At 62.9% G+C, this 23411-nt stretch carries 18 protein-coding genes; 7 read left to right on the top strand and 11 right to left on the bottom strand.

All coding sequences use genetic code 11. The features are described from left to right. Positions 1–68: 68 nt before the first annotated feature. Positions 69–1283, top strand: a complete 1215-nt coding sequence (locus tag KUV51_RS05495; protein WP_315898794.1) for a multidrug effflux MFS transporter — start codon at positions 69–71, stop codon at positions 1281–1283. On the opposite strand, the gene mfd is transcribed toward KUV51_RS05495, so the two are convergent. Both mfd and KUV51_RS05485 read right to left on the bottom strand, forming a co-directional pair. After that, on the bottom strand, positions 1280–4735 hold the full coding sequence (gene mfd, locus KUV51_RS05490; protein ID WP_222520572.1) for a transcription-repair coupling factor: 3456 nt from the start codon (positions 4733–4735) through the stop codon (positions 1280–1282). The two genes, KUV51_RS05495 and mfd, sit on opposite strands and share 4 nt — an antisense overlap. A 57-nt stretch (positions 4736–4792) precedes the next feature. Continuing rightward, complete coding sequence (locus tag KUV51_RS05485; RefSeq protein WP_222520571.1) at positions 4793–5320, bottom strand: component of SufBCD complex; 528 nt, start codon at positions 5318–5320, stop codon at positions 4793–4795. A gap of 139 nt (positions 5321–5459) precedes the next feature. Here KUV51_RS05485 and hemB point away from each other — a divergent pair, with 139 nt between their 5' ends. Together hemB and KUV51_RS05475 are read left to right on the top strand one after the other, a co-directional pair. Beyond that, complete coding sequence (hemB, locus tag KUV51_RS05480; RefSeq protein WP_222520570.1) at positions 5460–6467, top strand: porphobilinogen synthase; 1008 nt, start codon at positions 5460–5462, stop codon at positions 6465–6467. Positions 6468–6654: 187 nt separating this feature from the next. Next, positions 6655–7221: a YSC84-related protein gene (locus tag KUV51_RS05475; protein WP_222520569.1), complete on the top strand. Its 567-nt coding sequence runs from the start codon at positions 6655–6657 to the stop codon at positions 7219–7221. Positions 7222–7373: 152 nt separating this feature from the next. Here the strand turns inward: KUV51_RS05475 and KUV51_RS05470 are convergent, their stop codons facing one another. Next, positions 7374–8246 carry an NAD(P)-dependent oxidoreductase gene (locus tag KUV51_RS05470; protein WP_222520568.1) on the bottom strand — a complete coding sequence of 291 codons (873 nt, stop codon included), beginning with the start codon at positions 8244–8246 and terminating at the stop codon, positions 7374–7376. A 108-nt stretch (positions 8247–8354) separates the two neighbouring features. Between KUV51_RS05470 and KUV51_RS05465 the strand changes: the two genes are divergently transcribed. Together KUV51_RS05465 and KUV51_RS05460 are read left to right on the top strand one after the other, a co-directional pair. Further along, a complete protein-coding gene (locus KUV51_RS05465) occupies positions 8355–10820 on the top strand; it encodes a penicillin acylase family protein (RefSeq protein ID WP_222520567.1) in 2466 nt (821 codons plus the stop codon). Continuing rightward, entirely contained in the window at positions 10817–11359 is a 543-nt protein-coding gene (locus KUV51_RS05460) for an rRNA large subunit pseudouridine synthase E (RefSeq protein ID WP_222520566.1), read from the top strand. Before KUV51_RS05465 ends, KUV51_RS05460 begins: the two co-directional genes overlap by 4 nt. A gap of 47 nt (positions 11360–11406) precedes the next feature. Here KUV51_RS05460 and KUV51_RS05455 read toward each other — a convergent pair whose 3' ends face one another. The 6 genes from KUV51_RS05455 to KUV51_RS05430 form a co-directional block, all read right to left on the bottom strand. Then, complete coding sequence (locus tag KUV51_RS05455) at positions 11407–11817, bottom strand: GNAT family N-acetyltransferase (protein ID WP_222521250.1); 411 nt, start codon at positions 11815–11817, stop codon at positions 11407–11409. A gap of 238 nt (positions 11818–12055) precedes the next feature. Continuing rightward, a complete protein-coding gene (gene hflX, locus KUV51_RS05450; protein WP_222520565.1) occupies positions 12056–13327 on the bottom strand; it encodes a GTPase HflX in 1272 nt (423 codons plus the stop codon). Then, positions 13327–13566 (bottom strand): RNA chaperone Hfq, encoded by a 240-nt coding sequence (gene hfq / locus KUV51_RS05445; RefSeq protein WP_007119530.1) that lies wholly within the window; start codon positions 13564–13566, stop codon positions 13327–13329. The genes hflX and hfq overlap by 1 nt, the downstream gene beginning before the upstream one ends. A 129-nt stretch (positions 13567–13695) precedes the next feature. Continuing rightward, positions 13696–15243: a TrkH family potassium uptake protein gene (locus tag KUV51_RS05440; RefSeq protein WP_222520564.1), complete on the bottom strand. Its 1548-nt coding sequence runs from the start codon at positions 15241–15243 to the stop codon at positions 13696–13698. Further along, the gene (gene trkA, locus KUV51_RS05435; RefSeq protein ID WP_222520563.1) at positions 15243–16619 is read right to left on the bottom strand and encodes a Trk system potassium transporter TrkA; all 1377 of its coding nucleotides are present in this window, start codon (positions 16617–16619) and stop codon (positions 15243–15245) included. Before trkA ends, KUV51_RS05440 begins: the two co-directional genes overlap by 1 nt. Before the next feature lie 426 nt (positions 16620–17045). Then, positions 17046–17759 carry a DNA helicase gene (locus tag KUV51_RS05430; RefSeq protein WP_222520562.1) on the bottom strand — a complete coding sequence of 238 codons (714 nt, stop codon included), beginning with the start codon at positions 17757–17759 and terminating at the stop codon, positions 17046–17048. Between the two features lie 279 nt (positions 17760–18038). On the opposite strand from KUV51_RS05430, the gene KUV51_RS05425 reads away from it, so the two are divergent. Further along, positions 18039–18503, top strand: a complete 465-nt coding sequence (locus KUV51_RS05425) for a hypothetical protein (RefSeq protein WP_222520561.1) — start codon at positions 18039–18041, stop codon at positions 18501–18503. A gap of 41 nt (positions 18504–18544) precedes the next feature. Then, positions 18545–19612, top strand: coding sequence for an ester cyclase (locus KUV51_RS05420; RefSeq protein WP_222520560.1), 1068 nt, complete (start codon positions 18545–18547; stop codon positions 19610–19612). A gap of 75 nt (positions 19613–19687) precedes the next feature. Here KUV51_RS05420 and KUV51_RS05415 read toward each other — a convergent pair whose 3' ends face one another. Then, positions 19688–21100, bottom strand: a complete 1413-nt coding sequence (locus tag KUV51_RS05415; RefSeq protein ID WP_222520559.1) for a sigma-54-dependent transcriptional regulator — start codon at positions 21098–21100, stop codon at positions 19688–19690. Continuing rightward, positions 21097–23307 (bottom strand): sensor histidine kinase, encoded by a 2211-nt coding sequence (locus tag KUV51_RS05410; protein WP_261385727.1) that lies wholly within the window; start codon positions 23305–23307, stop codon positions 21097–21099. The genes KUV51_RS05415 and KUV51_RS05410 overlap by 4 nt, the downstream gene beginning before the upstream one ends. Between the last annotated feature and the right edge of the window lie 104 nt (positions 23308–23411).

The raw sequence follows: 23411 nt of genomic DNA, 5'->3' as shown, positions 1-23411 counted from the left end.
AAGTCGCGTTGGTATCGGCAAGGTGCCGCGCAACAGCGTCACATTCAGCCGGACAAACCACTCTCATCGTGACTGAACCAGAGGGACAAAGACTGGGCAAAGCCGAATTCATCGCGCTGATGGCGATGATGTTTGCGACCATTGCGTTCTCGATCGACGCGATGCTGCCCGCCTTGCCCGCCATCGCCAATGACATCGCGCCAGAGGGCGGTGTGGCACAGGCGGCACTGGTGATGACCTTCTTCGTCATCGGTATGGGGGCCGGGACGTTCTTTACCGGCCCGCTGTCCGACGCGATTGGCCGCAAACCCGTAGTGTATCTGGGCCTCGCGGTCTACGCACTGGGGGCCGTGCTGAGTTGGGTTGCACCCACGCTGGAATTGATGCTTGCCGCGCGAGTCCTGCAGGGTCTGGGTGCCGCAGGGCCGCGCGTGGTATCGGCGGCCATCATCCGCGATCTCTATGCCGGGCGCGCCATGGCCAGCATCCTGTCGCTGACCATGATGGTGTTTTTGCTCGTGCCCGCCATCGCTCCCCTGATGGGCAAGATCATCATGGACGCCGCTGGATGGCGCGCGATCTTCCCCGCGTTCCTGATCTTTGCGCTGATCATTCTGCTGTGGTTCGCAACCCGGATCTCCGAAACCTTGCCACGCGAGAACCGTCGCCCGCTGCGCTGGCCCTTGATGGTCGACGCGGTGGGACAGATGTTTGCAAACCGCACCGTACGACTGTCGATCTATGTGCAGACCCTGATGCTGATGATCCTGTTTTCCATCCTGACGATGGTGCAACCGATCTTTGAGGTCTCGTTTGACAGGGCGGAAACCTTTCCGATCTGGTTCGGAGCCATCGCGCTGGCCTCCGGCGTCTCCAGCCTTCTGAACGCCGCCATCGTCGGGCGGTTCGGGATGCGCAGGATGGTGACCTGGGCGCTGAGCGCGCAGCTCGTGATCTCCACCATCTTCGTGATGTGGATGATCGCCGATATGCCGGGTCTGTTCTGGTTCTACATTTTCTGGCAGTGGGGCGTGATGTTCCAGGGCGGGCTGACCGTGGCCAACCTCAACGCCATCGCGATGGAGCCGATGGGGCATATCGCGGGCATGGCCGCCTCGGTCATCGGTGCCATCTCCACCGTGCTGGGTGCCGCCCTCGCCTCGCCCATCGGGCTGATGTTCGACGGCACGCCGATGGCGCTGGTCGCCACCGTCCTGATCGCCTGTATCGTGGCCTCCATCCTCATGCAGCAGATGCGCCGCGCGGAAGAGGCCGTGGCCTAGCCCGCCTTCGCCTTCTTCTTCTCGGCCACAACCTTCTCCGCCAGATCCCGCGCGATGGCAAAAGCGCCCTTGATCTTGTCGCTGTCCTTGGCCCAATCCCGGCGCACGACGATCTTGTTGTCCTTGACCTTGGCCATGCCGCGCTGGTCCTGAATGAACTCAACGAGCCCCTGGGGCGAGGCGAACTTGTCATTATGGAACTGCAACGTCGCCCCCTTGGGTCCACCATCCAGCTTCGCAATCCCGGCCCGCTTGCACATCGCCTTGATGCGCACGACCAGCATCAGCGTGTTCACTTCCTTCGGCAGCTTACCAAAGCGGTCGATCAACTCGGCGGCAAAGCCCTCAAGCTCCACCTTCGTACTCAGCTCCGACAGGCGACGATACAGCCCCAACCGCACGTCCAGATCGGGCACGTAGTCTTCGGGGATCAGCACCGGCACGCCCAGATTGATCTGCGGCGCCCACTGCCCGTCATCGTCGGTCAGCGCCTCCATCTCGCCCGCCTTGATCTTGCCAATCGCCTCTTCAAGCATGGATTGGTACAGCTCAAAGCCGACATCGCGCATCTGGCCCGACTGCTCCTCGCCCAGCAGGTTGCCCGCCCCGCGAATGTCCAGATCCTGGGACGCCAGCGTGAACCCTGCCCCCAGCGTGTCGAGCGAGCCCAGAACACGCAGACGCTTCTCGGCCGTCGCTGTCAGCTTGGCGCGCGGCTTCGTGGTTAGATAGGCATAGGCCCGCGTCTTCGACCGCCCCACCCGGCCCCGGATCTGGTAAAGCTGCGCCAGACCGAACATGTCCGCCCGATGCACGATCATCGTGTTCGCCGTCGGAATATCCAGGCCGCTTTCCACAATCGTCGTCGCCAGCAACACATCGAACTTGCCGTCGTAAAAGGCGTTCATCCGGTCATCCAACTCACCCGCCGCCATCTGCCCATGGGCCACGACGTAAGTAAGCTCCGGCAACTGCTCTTTCAGAAACTCCTCAATCTCAGGCAGATCGCTGATGCGCGGCACGACATAAAACGACTGCCCACCACGATAATGCTCACGCAACAGCGCCTCACGAATGGTCACCGCGTCAAATTCGGACACGTATGTCCGGATCGCCAGTCGGTCCACCGGCGGCGTGCCGATGATCGACAGATCGCGCACGCCGGTGAGCGACAATTGCAACGTACGCGGAATGGGCGTTGCCGTCAGCGTCAGCACATGCACGTCCGAGCGCATCTGCTTCAGCCGCTCCTTGTGACCAACCCCGAATTTCTGTTCCTCATCAATGACAAGCAGGCCAAGGTTCTGGAACCTCACACCCTTCGCCAGCAGCGCATGGGTGCCCACGACAATATCAGCCGTCCCCTTCGACATCGCATCGCGCGTGGCCGATGCTTCCTTGGCACTGACAAAACGGCTCAGCTGCCGCACCTCGATGGGAAAGCCGCGAAAGCGCTCGGCAAAGCTCTTGTAGTGCTGCCGCGCAAGCAGCGTCGTCGGTGCAATCACCGCCACCTGCACGCCCGACATCGCCGCAACAAAGGCCGCGCGCATCGCCACCTCCGTCTTGCCAAAGCCGACATCACCACAAATCAGCCGGTCCATGGGCTGTCCTGCGGTCAAGTCGTCCATCACAGCAGCAATGGCGTTCAACTGGTCGTCCGTCTCCTGATACGGGAACCGCGCGGCAAAGGCGTCCCACATCCCCGGCGGCGGCTCCAGAATGGGCGCCTTGCGCAAGGCACGCTCCGCCGCAATCCGGATCAACCGATCCGCCATCTCGCGAATGCGCTCTTTCAGCTTCGCCTTCTTCGCCTGCCACGCGCCACCACCCAGCCGGTCCAGCAGGCCCTCTTCATGCCCATACTTGGACAGCAGCTCGATGTTCTCGACGGGCAGGTACAGCTTCGACCGTTCCGCATATTCCAGCAGCAGGCACTCATGGGCCGCACCGGCAGCGGTGACAACCTCCATCCCCTGATATCGACCAATCCCGTGATCGACATGCACCACCAGATCACCCGGAGACAGCGACTGCGTCTCGGTCAGGAAGTTCTCAGCCCGGCGCTTCTTCTTCGGCTGCCGGATCAGCCTATCACCCAGCACATCCTGTTCGGAAATCACCGTCAGGCCGGGCGCTTCAAACCCGTGTTCCAGCGCCCAAACCGCCAGATGCAGGCCACACTTGCCGATGCGGGTCGCGTTCGGGATCGGAATGACCTCGGCCAACCCCTCATCCTCGATCAGCCCGGTCAGACGCTCACGCGCGCCTTCCGAATAGCTGGCGATGACAACCGGCCCACTCGCCATCTTCGCCTTAACATGCGACGCCAACGCCCCGAAAAGGCTTATGGATTCCTGTTGACGCTCGGGTGAGAAATTGCGCCCGATCCGCCCACCCGCATCGGTGACGCCGGGGCCTGTCGCCTGCGGCAACTGGGCAAAGGACAGCACGCGGAACCCGGCCACAGCGGCCTCCCACGCGGCGTCGTCCAAGTACAGCCCCTCGGGCTTCGACGGCTTGTACACCGTGTCCATCTTGGACCGGTTTTCCATGGCGAGGCGCCGCGTCTCAAACTGGTCCTCAATGCTCTCCCACCGCGCCAGCCGCGCAGGTGTGACCTGATCATCCAGCGTGATCGTGGCACCGGGCAGGTAGTCGAACAACGTGTCCAACCCATCATGGAACAGTGGCAACCAATGCTCGGCCCCCTGATGCTTGCGCCCGGCACTGACCGCCTCATACAGCGGGTCATCCGTGCCTGCTGCGCCAAACCCCAAACGGTAGTTCTGCCGAAACCGCGTGATCGCCGCCTCGTCCAGAATGACCTCGGACACGGGCGCCAGTTCAACGACATCCAGCTTCTCTGTCGTCCGCTGTGTCGCCGGATCAAACCGCCGCGCGCCGTCCAGCACATCCCCGAACAGGTCCAACCGCACCGGTCCCAGATCACCCGGCGGGTAGATGTCGATGATGCCGCCGCGAATGGCATAGTCGCCCGGTTCCATCACCGTCGGGCTCTGCACAAACCCCATGCGGACAAGGAAATTGCGCAGCGCCGCTTCATCGACGCGATTGCCCACCGTGGCCGAAAATGCCGCCTCCCGCAGCAGATCCCGCGCTGGCACCCGCTGCGTCGCTGCATTCAGCGTGGTCAGCAGCACAAACTGCTCGGGCATCCCATGCACAAGTGCGGCCAACGTCGCCATCCGCTGGGCCGAAATGTCGGCATTGGGCGATACGCGGTCATAGGGCAGACAATCCCACCCCGGAAACACCAGCACCGGCATGTCGGGCGCAAAAAACCGCAAAGCGGCCTGCATCGCCGCGAGCCGCTTGTCGTCGCGGGCCACATGGCAGACCGGACCACCCTTGGCCACTTCGTCAAGGATCAGTCGGGCATCAAACCCCTCGGGCGCGCCGGAAACGGTGATGTGTTGGGCGTTGGACATGGATCAGCAGATGTTCGGAAACCAAGAGGGCGTAACTTGGCGTTTTGCAGGCCGCTGTCAACCGGGGAAGGGTCCGACAGCCAGGTTTTGGTACATCCCCCACAGCGCCGTGACAAAGATCGACACCATGCCGATGGCCTGCACGATGGTCCTGTGCCGGGTCAACCGCCGCCACAGCGCCTCGCCCGTGGCCCCTTCATCCTGGATCAACCGGGCGGTCGACAGGTTCAGCGCACCCACGATGCTCATGGGAAAGCCCAACAGGAACACGGCCTGTGCAAACTCGACGCCATAGACAAAGCCCAGCAGAACAAGGCCCGTCATCAGAAAACAGGCGATACCCAACAGCCACAGACCCGAAACGGAGCCGATGAACAGCAACCGGTTCGTGTTGATGCGGATCAGATCCTCAAGGTCCTCCGCCGCCTGCCCCCCATGCCGCCGCGCCCGCGCCACCATGTCATAGGGCACACCCAGCACCCAATGGCTGGCCGTCGACCAGACCACGGCGAGCGCAATCCAGAACCACAGGTTCGAGAATGAGCGCATGTCGATGAGCTCGAAAATGGTGTCGTACCAGTCCACGCCTGTCCCGTCGCCCCCTGCAGGGCCATGTTTGCCTCGGTTGGCGCCCCTCTTAGCGCGCGCACGCAGCGGTGCCTAGGGTTGGCAACGGCAAAAAACCGTGCCACCCATGCACTGTCACTCAAACTGGACACCTGCCATGCGCCCGACCCAAGCTCCCTTCCCCGCCACACGCCTGCGCCGCACCCGCCAAAGCCCCGCAATCCGCGGCATGGTCCGGCAGAACACGCTGACGGTCGATGACTTCATCTGGCCCATCTTCGTGCGCAGCGGCGAAGGGATCGAAGAGCCGATCCCCTCCATGCCCGGCGTCGTCCGCCGCTCGGTCGACAAGGTGGTCGAGGCCGCGCGCGAAGCCGCCGATCTGGGTATCCCGGCCATCTGCATCTTCCCCTATACCGGGCTCGAGGACCGGACCGAGGATTGCGCAGGCGCCTGGGACCCCGAAAACAACGCCAACCGCGCCATCCGCGCCATCAAACAGGCCGTGCCGGAGCTGGCGATCATGACCGATGTCGCCCTCGACACCTACAACATCAACGGCCATGACGGCTTTGTCGAAAACGGCGAGATCGTGAATGACCGCTCGGTCGAGGCACTGGTCAAAATGGCACTGAGCCAGGCCGAGGCAGGCGCCGACATCATCGGGCCCTCAGACATGATGGACGGGCGCATCGGTGCGATCCGGCAAGCGCTCGAGGGTGCGGGCCACCAGAACGTGATGATCCTCAGCTACGCCGCCAAATACGCCTCGGCCTTCTATGGCCCGTTCCGCGATGCGGTGGGCGCATCCGGCGCGCTGACAGGCGACAAGAAAACCTACCAGATGGACCCGGCCAACTCGGACGAGGCGCTGCGGCTCATCGAACGGGACCTGGCCGAAGGCGCCGATATGGTCATGGTCAAGCCGGGCCTGCCCTATCTCGACATCTGCCGCCGGGTGAAAGACACGTTCGGCGCGCCCACCTTCGCCTACCAGGTGTCCGGCGAATACGCGATGATCGAAGCGGCCAGCGCCAATGGCTGGATCGACCATGACCGGGTGATGATGGAAAGCCTGATGGCCTTCAAACGCGCAGGCTGCGACGGCATCCTCACCTATTTCGCTCCGGCCGCAGCACGGCTGCTGGCACAGCGCAGCACCTGACGGTCCACCTTCCCTGTTTCCCAAAAATCCCGGGGGAGGCCAAAGGCCGGGGGCAGAGCCCCCAAAAACGCCGGCAGAAAGCCGCGCAATGCACGCTGTGTAGTGACAGAACACAGCAATCGGCGTATATCTGCGCACGAAGTCCGGAGAAACCGGGCACGACAAAGAGCAACACAGGCGGTTCAAAATGAAATCGAACGGAATCTCGCGGCGGGCCTTCGCCGCAGGGGCATTGGCTGGCACCGGACTGCTGGCAGCATGCGGAAACGGAGTGGGCAGCAGCGGCGGATCGATGATCGACGCGCGCGTCGACGCCACGCTGGACGAAATGTATCGCAGCTACCCCAACACTGTGCAGCTTGCGCAGAAAGCCAACGGCATGCTGGTCATGCCGCTGGTGACAGAGGCCGGGTTTGTCTTCGGCGGCTCCTACGGGCGCGGCGCCCTGCGCGTCAACAACGCGACGGTGGACTACTATTCGGTGGTCAAGGGCTCAGGCGGGCTGCAGATCGGCGCACAACAATCGGCCCACGTGCTCTTCTTCATGACCGAAGAGGCGTTGAGCGAGTTTCGCCGCGGCGCCGGCTGGGCCGCAGGCGCGGATGTCGAATACGTTGTGTCGAACGAAGGTGACAGTGTCGCGGCGGATACCACAACGGCCCTCTCCCCGGTGCTGGCGGCAGTCTTCGCCCGCGCGGGCCTGCGCATCGGCGCCACGCTCGAAGGCACAAAATACACCCGCATCATTCCCTAGTGCGGCTGCGCAGACAGACGCACTAAGTGGCAAGGGTAGCTTTTTCAAAGAAAAAGCTGCCAGCCACACCGTGGAGCACCTGGGCGCAGCCCCAATCGGGTCGGTGGGCGGGCGCCTTTGCGCAGCAAACAGAGCCGCCCACCGACGCAATCCTATCCGATGTTCCGCAACCGCTTGAACAGGCTCGACGTATCCCAACGCCCGCCGCCCATCTTCTGCACATCCTTGTAGAACTGATCGACCAGCGCCGTGACCGGCAGGCTGGCGCCATTCTCGTCCGCGGTATCCAGGCAAATCCCCAGGTCCTTGCGCATCCAGTCCGTGGCAAAGCCGTGATCAAAATGATCATCCAGCATCGTCTCGTACCGGTTCGACATCTGCCAGGACCCGGCAGCACCCTGGCTGATCACCTCGACCACCGCACGCCCGTCCAGACCCGCCTTCTCGGCAAAATGCAGCGCCTCGGCCAGTCCCTGCACCACACCCGCAATGGCAATCTGGTTGCACATCTTGGTCATCTGGCCCGCGCCGCTCTCGCCAATGCGGCGGCACAGCTTGGCATAGGCCTGTATGATCGGCTCGGCGCGGGCATAGGCGCCCTGATCACCGCCGCACATGATGGACAACTGGCCGTTCTCGGCCCCCGCCTGCCCGCCTGAAATCGGCGCATCGACAAAGCTGATCTGTGCCGCATCCGCCGCCGCATAGAGCTCCGCCGTCACCTTGGCCGACACAGTGGTGTGATCCACGAAAACGGTGCCGCTCCCCATCCCGGCAAAGGCACCGTCTTCGCCCAGACAGACCGAGCGCAGATCATCATCATTGCCAACGCAGGCCATCACGAAATCCGCACCTTCGGCGGCGGCACGCGGCGTGCGGGCCATCGCACCACCATGGTCGCTCACCCAGTCCTGAGCCTTGGTGGCCGTGCGGTTGTAGACGGTCACGTCATGGCCCGCTTTCAACAGATGCCCCGCCATCGGTGCGCCCATCACACCCATCCCCAGAAATGCCAGCTTCGCCATCCGTGATCGCTCCTCGTGTTTTGCGCTGCCCTTGGCTTGCGCTTCCGTCTCCGCCTACCTAACAGTCGTGGCCCAAGGGTCAACGCGCGACGATAAGGGCGACACGGCATGGCAGTGGTCTTTCAATGGCTGGTACGGTTGACGGCAGCACTGATCGTGCTGGCGGTGCTGGCGGTCGGCATGGTGTATTACCTCGCCTCCCGCTCACTGCCCAATTACGACGCCCGCGTGCGCGTGCCCGCCATCTCCGCCCCGGTCGAGATCGTGCGCGACAATGCCAACGTGCCCCACATCTTTGGCGAAACGGACACCGATGTGTTCCACGGCCTCGGCTTTGCGCACGCGCAGGACCGGCTCTGGCAGATGATGATGCTGCGGCGCACGGCCCAAGGCCGCCTGAGCGAGCTGTTCGGCACCACGACGGTGGACGTCGACAGCTTTGTCCGCCGCCTCGACATCTACCGCCTCTCGGTCCAGTCCGTTGCAGCACAGGACCCCGAAACCCAAGCTGCGCTCGAAGCCTACGCTTCCGGCGTGAACGCCCGCCTCGACCAGATCAACGCCGAGGCGCTGGGGCGCGGCGCGCCGGAAATGTTCCTCTTCAACACGCCCCTCGCGCCCTGGCGCCCCGCCGACAGCATTGCGGTGGCCAAGCTCATGGGCCTGCAGCTCTCCGGCCATCTGAGTGAAGAGGTGCTGCGCGCCCGCATGTCGCTCGCACTCGATGATCCCGCACGGCTCGCCGACATCCTGCCGGACGTGCCGGGCGACGGCATCGCAAGCCTGCCGGAATACGCGACCCTCGTGCCGGGAACTCAGGCGACATATGCCGCGGCTGAACCCGACCCGCACCCGCTTTCGCCCTTCCGCCCCCGCGGCTTTGCAGGCGCATCGAACGCGTGGGCCGCCGCCGCCGCCCGCTCGGCCTCGGGCGGCACGCTTCTGGCCAATGACCCGCATCTCGGCTTTTCCGCCCCCGCCATCTGGTATCTCGCGCGGCTCGAACTTCAAACCGGCGGCGTCATCGGTGGCACGATCCCCGGCATGCCGGTGGTGCTGACAGGCCGCTCCGACCTGCTCGGCTGGGGGCTGACGACGGCCTATGTCGATGATCAGGACGTGTTCATCGAAGAACTGAACCCCGACAATATCGGACAGTACCGCACGCCAACGGGCTGGAAGGACTTTGAGACCCGCGACTCCATCCTCGAAATCGCGGATCAGGACCCGGTCACGCTCACCCTGCGCTGGACGGACAACGGCCCGGTGCTGCCCGGCAGCGTCCTCAATCTCGGCACCGTGACACCGCCCGGCCACGTGGCCGCCCTCAGCTGGACGGTGCTCAGCCCCAATGACACCTCGGTCAGCGCGGCCATGGGCATCATGAAGGCCCAGAACGTGGCCGAGGCGATCACGGCAGGCGAACGCTACATCGCACCTGCCCAGAACATCACGCTGGTCGATCGCAGCGCAATTGCGATGAAAACCATCGGCGCCGTGCCCAATCGCAATGCCGCACACCAAAGCCAGGGGCGCTTGCCTTCGCTGGGCTGGCGCCCGGAAAACCGCTGGCAGGGCCGTATGCCCTACACCTCCAATCCCGGCTTCGTGTCGCCCGTTGGCGGCATCCTCGGCAACACCAACAACAAGACGGTGGACCGCCCCTTCCCCAACCACATCAGCTTTGTCTGGGGCGATACGCAACGGGTCCAACGCTGGCGCAGGCTGATGCAGGCGCGCGAGGTGCATACCCGCGACAGCTTCATCGAGGCGCAACTCGACACGGTCAGCTTCACGGCCCGCTCGCTCCTGCCCCTCATCGGGGCCGAGCTGTGGTTCACAGGCGAAGCCGCCCCCGCAGGCACACCCGAACGCCAGCGCCAACGCGCGCTCGCGCTGCTCGCCGAATGGAACGGCGAGATGAACGAACACTGGCCCGAGCCGCTGATCTACGCGGCTTGGCTGCGCAAGCTGCAGGACCGGCTCATCCGGGACGAACTTGGCCCCATGGCCGATACGCTCACCCACCCCGAACCGCTCTTCATCGAGCGTGTCTTCCGCAATGTCGACGGGGCCGGAATATGGTGCGACGTCCGCCAATCGGCCCCGGTGGAAACCTGCGCCGACATGGCCCGCCTCGCGCTTGACGACGCGCTGCTCGACATCAACGAAACATGGGGCAGCCAACTGGAATCCCTGCGCTGGGGCGATGCACACCAGGCCACCCACGACCACCAGGTGCTGGGCGACGTGCCGATCCTGCGCTACTTCGTCAACATCCGGCAAAGCACGTCCGGCGGCGACAACACGCTCCTGCGCGGGCTGACCCAAGGCACCGGGCCCGACCCGTTCCACAATGTCCACGGCGCGGGCTACCGGGGCGTCTATGACTTTGCCGACCCCAACAGCTCGGTCTTCGTGATCTCAACCGGACAATCGGGGCACTTCCTGTCGCGGCACTACGACGACCTGGCACAGCTCTGGCGGCGCGGCGAATACATCCCCATGTCGCTCGACGAAGGGCTCGCACGCGCCGCAGCAGTCGGCATCACCCGGCTCGAACCGCTCCAGTGACGACGATCCTCTTCAACAAACCCTACGGCGTGCTCTCGCAGTTCACGGACAAGGGCACCGAGGGCTCCCCGCGCCCGACCCTGTCCAATTTCATCGACGTACCGGGCGTCTATGCCGCAGGCCGCCTCGACCGCGACAGCGAAGGGCTGATGGTGCTGACCAGCGACGGCCGCTTGCAGGCCAAGATCGCGCACCCCAAATACAAGGCGCCCAAAACCTACTGGGCCCAGGTCGAAGGAACGATCACCGAAGACGCGCTGAACCACCTCCGCACTGGAGTCACCCTAAAGGACGGGCCCACCAAACCGGCCAAGGCACAGGCCATCGCACCGCCCGACATCTGGGAGCGCGACCCGCCCATCCGGGTCCGCAAATCCATCCCCGACAGCTGGCTGGAACTGACGCTCACGGAAGGGCGCAACCGACAGGTCCGGCGCATGACAGCGCATGTGGGGTTTCCTACGCTGCGCCTGGTCCGGGTCCGGATTGGAGAATGGACCCTGGGCCCCCTCGCGCCAGGAGACTGGCGACGCGCATAGCCAAGTCTTTTGCGCACCTGTCGGCAACAGCTCTACGGGACAGACGGTCATTCAGTCTCGAGGCGATACTTAAGAAAAGTGGCACCATCATAGTTGACGTTGCCTACATATATTGCGCCCATCCTTTTGAGCGCCCCAAGCTTCGTGCGAGAAGGCGGCAAAAGGAATGTAACGTAGGGGATGCGGTCGTCGGCGATGGCAAACTCAATTGCTTGTCTTGAGATGCGCGTCCCAAGACCAAAGTCGTCGGGTCTCAGGACAAGGCCGAAATCCCATTCAGCGCCTTCCTTCTGAAATCCACCCCATCCGACATATCGGCCTTCCGAAAAGAAAGCCCAGTGCCCAAGGCCATCACGCGACCAGCATTCTTCCTTTGCTGCGACAAATTCCGCAACAGTCTTTGCATCCCACGTCATGGTCAGGAGCGGCATATGCTTCGCCACCCGCGGGTCAGACATGTGGGCCACAATCTCGGTAGGTGCGACGCTGGATAAGCGCGCAAAGGTTACATCGTCTTTCAAGTGGCGTTCCGTCCTTGAATTGAGATGCCGCAATGCACGTGACGCAAACGCGCACCATGAGCGCATCTAGGACGTGCCAGACTGTGCAATTTGAAGCAAGAAGACTGGGGGCGAACCTGACACCGTTTTCTTACAAAGAAAACGGACCGGAAATTTTGTAAATTTCCGGCGCCGTTCATAGACCGTCAAACCGCGCCTTCTGGATCGCCGTCCAGCGCACGTCGAACTCGAACCCGTCCTCGCCCTGCCGCTCGGCCTGCACCACGTCCTGCGCGAACAGCCACGCGCGCTTGCGCCCCTCGGCATAGGGCAACAGAACCGTCTCTTCGCTCACACTGCCCTGCAACGTGGCGGCCACATCGGCAAGCAGCGCATCGATACCCTCGCCGGTGATGGCCGACATGGCAAAGACACCCTCGTCCCGCTCCGCCCGCGCACGGGCCGCATCGGCCTCGTCGTCGGGCAGCAGGTCAATCTTGTTCCAGACCTCGACCATCTCGCGGTCCTCACCCACGCCCAGATCGGCCAGGATGGTGCGCACATCTTCGGCCTGCGCCTCCGTCTCGGGGTGCGAGATGTCGCGCACATGCAGGATGACATCGGCGGCCAAGACCTCTTCCAAAGTCGCCCGAAAGGCTGCCACCAGCTCCGTCGGCAGGGCCGAGATGAACCCAACCGTGTCCGACAGGATGATCTCGGGCCCGTTCTCCAACTCCACCCGGCGCATGGTCGGGTCCAGCGTGGCAAAGAGCATGTCCTTGGCCATCACATCCGCACCGGTTAGCCGGTTGAACAGCGTCGACTTGCCTGCGTTCGTGTAGCCCACAAGCGCCACGATGGGATACGGCACCTTGGCCCGCGCTGCGCGGTGCAGGGTCCGGGTCTTGACCACCTTGTCCAACTGCCGACGCAGGCGCACAAGCTGCGTGTCGATCGCACGGCGGTCGGCCTCGATCTGGGTTTCACCGGGACCACCGACAAACCCCAGACCACCACGCTGACGTTCCAGGTGGGTCCAGGCACGCACCAGCCGCGTCCGTTGGTAGCTGAGTGCGGCCATCTCGACCTGCAACACACCCTCGCGTGTGGCCGCACGGTCGGAAAAGATTTCAAGGATCAGCCCTGTCCGGTCCAGCAATTTGACCTTCCAGGCTTTTTCCAGGTTGCGCTGCTGCACGGGCGTGACGGGTCCGTCGATCAGAACCAGCTCGACCTCCGCATCATGCAACCGCTCGGCCAGTTCCTCGATCTTGCCCGAACCGAACAGCAAACCGGCCTGCGGACGCGGCAGCGGGACGATCTCACTGCCGACAACCTCCAACTCGGGCAAGGCATGGGCCAGCGACACGGCTTCGGCCAGCGCAAAGCTCGCTTCGCGCCGGTCCGGGTCGGATTTGATATCAGGATGGAGAACCCAGGCGCGGGTGAACTCCGGCATCTCACCCATCAAGAGGCGTCTTCGCCCTCATACAGGCTGATGGGCTGGCTTGGCATGATGGTCGAGATCGCGTGCTTGTAGACCAATTGGCTTTGACCATCGCGGCGCAGCAACACGCAGAAATTGTCAAACCACGTGATAACCCCCTGCAGTTTCACGCCATTGATCAGGAAAATCGTCACGGGCACCTTGGTCTTGCGCACGTGGTTCAGGAATGCATCTTGTAAATTCTGTCGGTCCGAAGCCATGTCGGTTAACCCTTTTTTTCTTGCTTAGGCCTGCGGATCAGACCGTCCCTCCGGGCGGAGTATGTCGCGGGGTTTAGAAAGATTCCACCCCAAAAAACAGTCCGTTACGGACCTACCGCGAAGCCCCGCCTACCCGCGCCACAAATCGGGGGTGAAAAGGGCAATGATGGCCAGCGTCTCAAGCCGCCCCAGAACCATGGCAGCCGTAAAAATGGCCTTGGCGCCCGCGTTCAACTCGGTCAGCGTGATCGGGGCATCCTTGGCCACCTCGAGAAGCGGTCCCGTGGTGGACAGCCCCGAAACGGCCAGCACGAGCGCGGTGTCAAAGGCGAGGCCCGTCAGAGCGAGCAGGATCGTGAGCACCGCAAGGCTGAGGGCAAACAGCATGAAGAAAATCCACGCGATGAACGCGCCATCCTTCTGCAAACGCCGCGCACGCGGCCCCGCGCTGCTGACGGACGAGGGATGCACCAGACGCTCCATCTCGCGCACACCGTTCCGATAGAGCGCAAAGACACGCAGCAGCTTTACTCCTCCGGCCGTCGTGGCAACGCCGCCACCGACCAAGGCCAGCCCCATCAGCAAAAGCCCGGGTGTCTCAAGCCCGGACCACGACTGCGCGTCGACCCAGTGCGCGGATGCGAACCCCGTGGTTGTCAGAAAGGACAGCACGGTAAAGGCACTGCCCCACAAGGCCCGTCCGGCGCTGGCCAGATCGCGTTCGGCTGCGACGTCATAAGCGCCCAGGAAGTGCCGCAAGAACAGGAAGATCGGCACGGCCAGCACCACCACGGCACCGATGCGGAATTCCGGATCCTGCCACAGCCCACCGGATTCAGCCGTTGTGGTGTCGGTAGAAAAGGTCAGGCGAGACAGGGCAAAAAGCATGAACAGGAACATCACGGCCTCGCCCGCCATCCCGGATCCTGCCCCGTCCAATCCGCCAACCGGAGAGATCCCCGACGTCGCAACGATGGCCATGGCGTGGCACAGGGCGACCAGGCCCACCTCGCCGCCGACGGTCAGCAAGACCCATAGCAGCATCGTCAGCCCCATATAGATGGGGACCAGCACGGACGACACTTTCAGCACCCGCTTCCGCACCTCTTCGGCCGACATGCCGATGTCGCGGCTGGCACTCCGACCGGGCTCGGCCCGTGCCGTCACCTCGAACCCACCAAGGTTCAGCGGGGCCAGGATGGCCGATGCAGCAATCCACATCAGCAGGCCGCCAAGCCAACCCACCATGGAGCGCCACAGATGCAGAGTGCCGTTCAAACGACCCGGATCATCAAACATCGTGGCGCCGGTGGTGGTGATGGCACTCACCATCTCCACATAGGCGTTCAGAAAGGTCGTGGTGCCCAAACCCTCATAGAACGGCACGGCAAGTATCGCCGGCAGAACGGTAAAAGCGCTGAACAGTGACAGCAGCGGCCCAAGCGTGCCATGGTTCGGATCACGACCCGCATGGGCCAGCCCGATCAGGCCAAAGATCACCACCCCCAGCAATCCCGCATAAAGAAAGGCGCGCGCCGCATCGAGATCGCGCACCACGCCACCATAAACCGCCGGCACAAGCATCGCGGCCGAAAACACACCCACCAGGAGCAGAAACAGCGGCAGTTGCAGGACAGACGCCCAGAACGGCTGGCGGGGTTGCACCCGGTCCGGCATCAGAAGAAGTCGATGGACACCTGCATCAGGCGCTCCACCTCGGGCACATCGGTGGCCAGGGCAAAGATGGCAACGACATCGCCCTCATCGATACGGGTGCTGCCCACGGGGCGAATGACCTCCCCCCCCTTGCGGATCGCCCCCACAAGGACGCCCTCGGGAAAGTCGATCTCGTTGATCTTCTTGCCGGCGAGCGGCGAGGTCGACAGCACCTCGGCCTCGATCACCTCTGCATCGGCGTCGCCGATGGAGTAGACGGAGCGCACCCTGCCATGACGAATATGGCGCAGGATCGAGCTGACGGTGGTGGCACGCGGGTTGATATAGGCGTCGATGCCCAACGGCCCCATCATCGGTACCAGCGTGGGATCGTTGATCAGCGCAATGGCATAGGGACAACCTTCGGACTTGGCGCGCACGGCGGCCAGCATGTTGGTCTTGTCGTCGTCGGTCACGGCCAGCATCGCATCCGCACGGCTCACACCCGCCTCCGCCAGCAGGTTCACGTCCAGACCATCGCCGTTCAGGACGATGGTGCGCTCCAGCCCCTCGGCGGCCAGCTCCGCACAACGGCGGTTGCGCTCGATCACCTTGGCGCGCACGCGGCTGGCACGTTGTTCCAGCGTGCGGGCCACGGTCAGGCCCACATTGCCCCCGCCGACCAAAACGACCCGCTCCTGCTTGCGCATGGTCTTGCCAAACACTTCCATGGTGCGGGGTACGTCATCGACATGGGCAAAGACATACGCCTCGTCCCCTTCAAACAACTGGTCCGATGCTTCCGGAGCAAAGAGCGTCCCCTCGCGGCGCACACCGACAACAACAACGCGCAGGGTCGAAAACAGGTCGGTCAACTGGCGCAGCGGCGTGTTCAGCACCGGGCAATCAGCATCCAGTGCAATGCCCAGCAGCTGGGCCTGACCATCAATGAACAACTCCGTGTCAAAGGACGCGGGCGCGCTCAGCCGCTGCAAGGCGGCCGCCGCAACCTCCTTCTCGGGCGAGATCACCACGTCGATCGGCATGTGATCGCGACGATAGAGGTCGGAATAAATGGCGGTCAGATAGGACTGGCTGCGCAGCCGCGCGATCTTGCGATTCACGCCAAAAACGGAATGGGCGACCTGACAGGTGACCATGTTCACCTCGTCCGAATAGGTGGCGGCGATGACCATGTCGGCATCGCGCGCACCCGCACGGTCCAGCACATCCGGGTAGCTCGCAAAACCGGCCACCCCCTGCACATCCAGCGTGTCCGTGGCGCGCCGCACCAGATCGGGGTCATTGTCGACCACCGTCACGTCATTGCGCTCGCCCGAAAGGTGGCGGGCAATCTGCCAGCCCACCTGGCCTGCACCGCAGATGATGACCTTCATCCATGTCCCCGTGATGACGCGCCGCATCGCGGCACACTCGGCCCCTTTGCATGACAGACAGGGGCCAAGCGGTCAACGCTTGGCCCTACGTCATGGGTGGTGAGGGACGGCACGCGCGGGCGTCGGCGCCTTGGGGGTATGAATGGCATTTGCTGACAACCGGTAGCTTTGCGGGACGAAGCGGACGTTGGCTCCAAGTACTGACCGGACCGGAATCAAGCCGAAGGCGCCGGTCCAACACAAGCCCGTGGGCTGGTGTTTTGGATACTGTAGCGAACCGAATTTCTGTGAGATGTGTTTGGCTGCCATAAAGCGCTGCCGAACTGCCGGCGTTACACCAGCCCACGGGCTTGTGTTGGATCGGCTTGGTGTTGGCTTTCGGGACTTTGCGGAACTTCGACGAACGTCCGCAAAGTCCGCTTGGCGTTATGCCGCCAGCTCTATCTGTATCTGGCCGTCATGTAAGAAGCACCTCTTGTCAAAAAGCGAGAGGTCGACGGGATTTGGCAATCGGATGTCCGCAAGAGCCGGCATGCTACTGGACGACAGCTCAAAAGCGCGGTCAATCTGGGAAATCAGAACCACAACCGATCCGCATTCGATGGCAAATTTCTTCAGCGCCAGGAGTTGTTCTTCAAGCGGGGGATTGCTGCGCTTTTGATCCAAAAGCTGGAGGTAGTCGACAACGACGAGTGCGTGATCTGGGGCAATCGCGAGCCGTTCAATGATGTAAGCTGAGCAGATAGCGTCGGAGGTATCAACGACGATTGAGCTGTCATGTTCCTTTGGGTCTAAACCAAGTTTTTCAAACCGATCCCACACATCCTTGTCATTGTAGTCCAGAGAGAAAACATACCCTTTGCGACTGTTTTCCTTAGCCAATGCGGCCAACTCTAACCCAAGAAGGGTTTTGCCGTGACCGGGACGCGCACCGATCAGCACCATATCGCCTGAATTGACTCGGCTCATGATTTCCTTGGCTGGTGTAGTTGTGGAGTAGCTGGACGCCAAATGGCTCCAGTCCTTGAAGCCCTCATTGGTGGCAATCTGGTTGAGTGCCTCGTGGAGCTTGATGCCATTGCCGCGTGCCAGTCGTTTTGCTTGGCGCTTAAGTGTGTAGATTGGTGATGATAGTCTCATCTTGAACCTCCATTGCGAGCGGTCTCTGCAATCCCTCCTTATGCGCGTGCTCGAACAGGATAGGTCCGAAATAGTGTGGCTCCGCATGTCAGATGCTGCCCCAGTGGAGGGGGGAGGCCCGAGCAAGGCCACATACAAACGCTATCCCGGTCGCTGGAAATACTCAATTGGATTTCGGTTATTCGCTGAACGCTGAAGAATGGGCATGTTGGGCTCTAACCCGCCATTAACTCAACACCCCAATTGCCAAATCCACCGCGCTGCGGCACTGTCTCGGCGATGCGTGCGCTCTTGCTCCTTGCCCTGCCGGTGGCCTTGTCCGGCTGCCTGCCCCTCTCGACCTATTATGCCGAGGGGGTCAGTTTTGCGCAGTTCGAACGGGACAACACCAATTGCGACGTCCGTGCGCTGCGCGATGCGCCCGTGGCCAACCAGGTGCGCCAGGGTGCGCCGCGCTACGTGCCGCGCCGGGTCTGCAACGCCTATGGCGAATGCTTCACACGCGGCGGCTACTGGGTACCGGGCGAGGTCTATACCGTCGATGTCAACGCCAACCTGCGCGCGCGGGTCAAAGGGCAGTGCATGGGCGATCTGGGCTACCGCCCCGTCGAGATCCCCGCCTGCCCGCAAGGTGTCTCGCAAGCGGCCCCGCCCGGCCCCTCGGCCACCCTGCCCCGGCTCAACGCGCGCAGCTGCGCCATACGGACCGGCGATGGCCGGTTCCGCGTCGTCACCCAAGGATAACACCACCGCCCGGCTTTGCCCCGCCCCTGCAAGAGACCCAAATGCCCCACACGATCAAATCACACACGCCCGACGCAGCCCCCCTGTCGGAAGAAGCGACCCGCCTGCAGGACGCCAAAAGCATCGTGCTGGCCCATCACGCCGCCATCGCGGACGCCGCACGCGGCGGCGACATGCGGCAGGCCCTCGCCCTGCATATGGAACCGGATGTGCATTGGCGCGGGATGCACCCCTGGCACGATCAACGCGGCATCGCCGCCGTGGCGGATCGGTTCTGGACACCGCTGACAGCCGCGCTGCACCGCCCCCAACGACGGGTCGACGTGCTCTTTGCCGGCGACAACAGCCTCGATGGCGCGCCGGGCACATGGGTCTGCGCCATGGGCCATATCCTCGCGCTTTTTGATGCGCCGTTTCTGGGCATCCAGCCCACGGGCAAGATCGTCATGCTGCGCTTTGCCGAATTCAGCCGCGTGTCCGAGGGGCGCATCATCGAACAGGCTTTCTTTTGCGACCTGTTGCACCTCATGGCGCAGGCCGGTCAGTACCCTCTTCCCGGCATGACCGGCGCACAGTTGGTGCAGCCCGGTCCCATGACGCAGGATGGCGTGCTGTCGGACGCACAGGATCCGGCACAGAGTGCGGCGACGCTTGACCTGATCAACGCAATGATCGGCATGATCTCGTCCGTGAACGCCACCGATACCCCACCGGACCCGCGGGACGAGCTGCGCCAGCACTGGCACGACGACATGCTGTGGTGGGGTCCCACGGGGATTGGTGCCACCTACACCATCGAGCGTTACATCGAACAGCACCAGCGCCCCTTCCGCACCCAATTGGGCGCACGGACGTTCAACGGCCATATCTGCCGCATGGCCGAGGGCACCTATGGCGGCTTTTTCGGTTGGCCCAACCTGACGATGGAATGCACCGGCCCCTATCTCGGCCTGCCGCCCTCGGGTCGCAAGGCCGACATGCGCGTGGTCGACATCTACCGCCGCGACGGCGACAAGCTGGCCGAGAACTGGGTCTTCATCGACATGCTGCACTTTCTGAACATGCAGGGCCTCGACGTGCTGGCACAGCTTGAGGTGCGCAAAGGTTAACTAAATTAAGGATTTGGGCGCAGTCTAAGCCTTTGGTATTGCAGCGTTTTGGAAAGTGTCCCACGCTGGGACACGTCAGGACGCCTGCGCCTCCTCCTCATCCAGATGCGCCACCCGCGCCCCCGATTTCGAAGAGGTCACCACCCCCAGCGACTTCAATTTGCGGTGCAGCGCCGACCGCTCCATCCCCACAAAATTGGCCGTCCGGCTGATATTGCCCCCGAAGCGATTGATCTGGGTCAGCAGGTATTCCCGTTCAAATGCCTCCCGCGCCTCCCGCAGGGGCAGGGTCGCCAGAGCCCCCGAAAGAACCACGCGCCCTTCCTCACCCGCGGGCTCCTCCGAGCCGGGCAATTCCTTGGCATCGATCGGCCCCGTCCCGTCGCCCAGGATCAGCACCCGCTCCACCATATTCTTGAGCTGCCGCACATTTCCCGGCCAGACCATCGTCTGCATCAGGGCTGCGGCATCCTCGGTCAACTCCCGCTTCGGCAGCCCCTGGGCCGCGTTGCATTCCATGATGAAATGCGAGGCCAGAACCGGAATATCCTCCCGCCGATCCTCAAGGCTCGGCACTGCAATCGGCACGACATTCAGGCGGTGATACAATTCCTCACGGAAGGTCTCGGCGGCAATGGCCTCTTCCAGATTGCGGTTGGTCGAGGAGATGACACGCAGATCAACGCGCACCTTGTCTGTCCCGCCAACCCGCTGGAACTGCTGATCCACCAGAACGCGCAGGATCTTCGATTGCGTACCGATCGGCATGTCCGCAACCTCATCGAAATAGATCACGCCGCCATGCGCCTGTTCCAAAAGCCCCGGCTCAACCCCACGATCCGCGCTTTCCTTCCCGAACAGCACCTCTTCCATGTTCTCGGGCGCGACACCGGCGCAATTCACGGTGACAAAGGGCGCGTCGGAGCGGTTGGAATTTGCGTGAATATACCGGGCCGCCACCTCCTTGCCGCAACCCGCCGGACCGGTGAGCATCACGCGACCGTTGGACTTGGTGACCTTGTCGAGCTGCGAGATCAAAGCGCGGAAGCTGGCGGAGGCGCCGATCATCTTGGCCTCGGCCACTTCGGGGCGGCGCAGGCTCTGGTTTTCGCGGCGCAAGCGCGATGTTTCCATCGCGCGCCGGATGACGACGAGCAACTGATCGATGTTGAAGGGCTTTTCGATGAAGTCATAGGCGCCCTGCTTTATCGCAGCGACCGCAATCTCGATGTTGCCGTGGCCCGAGATGATCACCACCGGCACGCCCGGATTGTCCCGCTTGACCGCCTTCAGAATGTCGATCCCGTCCATCCGGCTATCCTTGAGCCAGATGTCGAGGATCATGAGCGCCGGTTCGGCCGTGTTGATCGCCGCCATCGCATCATCCGAATTTCCGGCAAGCCGCGTGGCATAGCCTTCGTCTTTGAGAATGTCCGAGATCAGTTCCCGGATGTCACGCTCATCATCTACGATCAAAATGTCGCTCATACCGCTTCCTCTTCCTCAACTGCTGGTGCATGTGCCAGGACGGGCAATGTGATGACCGCCATGGCGCCGCTATGGGTCTGGCCCGCAAACGGGGCCGCGTCTTCGAGGGTCAAGGTGCCCCCGTGTTCTTCGATGATCTTCTTGACGATGGGCAGGCCTAGACCGGTGCCCTCGTCGCGGGTGGTGACGTACGGCTCGAACAAGCGCGCGCGATCCTCCGGCAGGCCGACACCGTTGTCTGAAATCGTGATCACGGCACCGGTCGGGTCCGTCTTCATCGCGACCTCGATGCGCGGAGAGTGTCCTTCAGGAACACCTTTTTGCTTCAATATTTCAATGGCTTCACCGCCGTTCTTCACCAAGTTTGTCAGCGCCTGAGAGATCATCGTGGCATCGACCTCCGCATGTATCGCCATGTCCGGCAAATCCGCCACGATCTGCACGTCGGGTTGGCCGGACTGCTGCAATAGGACAGCGTCCTGAACAAGCTGGGTCAGATCCTCGCTCTTGCGCTCCGGCTCAGGCATGCGCGCGAATTTCGAAAACTCATCGACAATGCGGCGCAGATCGCCGGTCTGGCGCACGATGACATCGGTCATCTGTTCGAGGCTGTCGCTCTCCTCTCCGACCTTGGGACTGAACTTGCGCTTGATACGCTCGGCACTGAGTTGGATGGGCGTGAGCGGGTTTTTGATTTCATGCGCGATGCGCCGGGCCACATCGCCCCACGCCGCCATGCGCTGTGCCGAGACGAGATCGGTCACGTCATCGAAGGCCACCACATACCCTTCGAGCGTGCCTTCCACGCTGCGGCGGGTTGCCATACGGACCAGCAGGTTTTCCAGATGGCCGTTGCGAGTCACTTTGACCTCACCCGTCGCCACCTCTTGCGGTCCGGCCCTGAGCAACGCAAAGAGCGCCGCGAATTCCGGGACAGCCACCGCGAGCGGAACGGCCTCGCGCCCCTCCTGCCAATCCAGCAGTCGCGCGGCGGATGGATTGACGAAGGTCACGCAGCCCTTGGAGTCCACGCCGACAACGCCGGAGGTGACCGAGCTCAGCACCGAATCGAAGAGGCGCCTGCGGCGTTCGATCTGTTCCGTGTTGGCGAGCAGTGTTTGGCGCTGGCCCTTGAGCTGCTTGGTCATCTGGTTGAAGTACCGCCCGAGCATGGCGATTTCGTCGTCGCCCTCCTCCTCACGCACCTGCACGTCCAGATCGCCCGCGCCGACGCGCTGTGCCGCTCCAGTCAGTCGACCGACGGGACCGGACAGCCGTTCGGCGAACCAAAGCCCCAACCAAATTGCCGCGAGGATCAGGATGACAGCAAACCCAAGGTACAAAAGCCCAAATTGGAACAGGACCGTGCCGCGCTCGCTTTCAAGCTGCTGATACAGGCGGACGGTTTCCTTGGTTTCATCCAACAGCGACAGGATTTCACCGTCCACATCGCGGCTGACATAGACGAACCGATCCACGTAGCTGGCCAATGGCACCAACGCGCGGAATTCGTTGTTGTCCCAGTCTTGGATCATAAGCCCACCGGCATCACGCGACTGTTTGATCTGATCCGCCGAAGGTTGTTCGAAATCAAAGAGGTACGAGCGGTCGCCCCGCGCACGGATGTCGCCGGTGCCGTCGATGATAAAGGCTTCGCGAAGGCCGCGCTGAACCTGAAGCTGACCTTCTGTCAGCACCTCGCGGTCGCTCACGATCTGGGCGCCACGTACCGTATCGATGTAGCGCGCGAGCGCGCGGGCATCCGTGATCAGATCTTCGCGCTGTTCGAATTCGTAGGCTTCGGCGGCAGCAAGTGACGCGCCCACCACGCGGCTGACACGCTCAGAGAACCAGCCCTCAAGCCCGATATTGACCGTGAGACCGGCAAAGACCGCGACGGTCACGGTTGGAAGCAGGGCCAGAAGGGCAAACACGCCGGTGAGACGGAGGTGCAGGCGCGAGCCTGCGGATTTGGCCCGTCGTGCCGCGATCAGCCGCGCGATCTGCGATAGGACAAGCGCGCCCACCAAAAGCACATAGACAAGGTCGGCCAGCAGAACGAGCCGCAGCGACAATGCGTTCGCACCCTGATCAACCGAGCCCAGTACAAGGAAAGTTGCCAGCGCCAACACCGGGCCCAATAGGACCAGCCCCAGCGTCGCAAAATTGCGCACGCGCCTGCGTCTTCGCAATCGACCCAGCGTCAGCCACCAGCTGGTGCGTGTTCCGGATGCCACTTCGTGCGCCCTCGATGATGTGGCACAAAAGTGCCTTACCGCCATATCCCGTGATCGGCTGCACCGTTGCGGCG

Source organism: Tateyamaria omphalii (genome assembly GCF_019802125.1).
In the GTDB taxonomy this organism is placed as follows: Bacteria; Pseudomonadota; Alphaproteobacteria; order Rhodobacterales; family Rhodobacteraceae; genus Tateyamaria; species Tateyamaria omphalii_B.
Note: the sequence above shows the minus strand (reverse complement) of the source record. Positions and strands in the feature narration are given on the sequence as shown.

Coding starts and splice junctions, on each gene's coding strand:
- KUV51_RS05470 (WP_222520568.1), bottom strand. CDS start 8,246: ATGGCGAAGCTGGCATTTCTGGGGATGGGTGTGATGGGCGCACCGATG.
- hfq (WP_007119530.1), bottom strand. CDS start 13,566: ATGGCTTCGGACCGACAGAATTTACAAGATGCATTCCTGAACCACGTG.
- KUV51_RS05430 (WP_222520562.1), bottom strand. CDS start 17,759: ATGAGACTATCATCACCAATCTACACACTTAAGCGCCAAGCAAAACGA.
- hemB (WP_222520570.1), top strand. CDS start 5,460: ATGCGCCCGACCCAAGCTCCCTTCCCCGCCACACGCCTGCGCCGCACC.
- mfd (WP_222520572.1), bottom strand. CDS start 4,735: ATGTCCAACGCCCAACACATCACCGTTTCCGGCGCGCCCGAGGGGTTT.
- hflX (WP_222520565.1), bottom strand. CDS start 13,327: ATGGGTGAGATGCCGGAGTTCACCCGCGCCTGGGTTCTCCATCCTGAT.
- KUV51_RS05440 (WP_222520564.1), bottom strand. CDS start 15,243: ATGCCGGACCGGGTGCAACCCCGCCAGCCGTTCTGGGCGTCTGTCCTG.
- trkA (WP_222520563.1), bottom strand. CDS start 16,619: ATGAAGGTCATCATCTGCGGTGCAGGCCAGGTGGGCTGGCAGATTGCC.
- KUV51_RS05425 (WP_222520561.1), top strand. CDS start 18,039: ATGCGTGCGCTCTTGCTCCTTGCCCTGCCGGTGGCCTTGTCCGGCTGC.
- KUV51_RS05415 (WP_222520559.1), bottom strand. CDS start 21,100: ATGAGCGACATTTTGATCGTAGATGATGAGCGTGACATCCGGGAACTG.
- KUV51_RS05465 (WP_222520567.1), top strand. CDS start 8,355: ATGGCAGTGGTCTTTCAATGGCTGGTACGGTTGACGGCAGCACTGATC.
- KUV51_RS05475 (WP_222520569.1), top strand. CDS start 6,655: ATGAAATCGAACGGAATCTCGCGGCGGGCCTTCGCCGCAGGGGCATTG.
- KUV51_RS05420 (WP_222520560.1), top strand. CDS start 18,545: ATGCCCCACACGATCAAATCACACACGCCCGACGCAGCCCCCCTGTCG.
- KUV51_RS05455 (WP_222521250.1), bottom strand. CDS start 11,817: ATGTCTGACCCGCGGGTGGCGAAGCATATGCCGCTCCTGACCATGACG.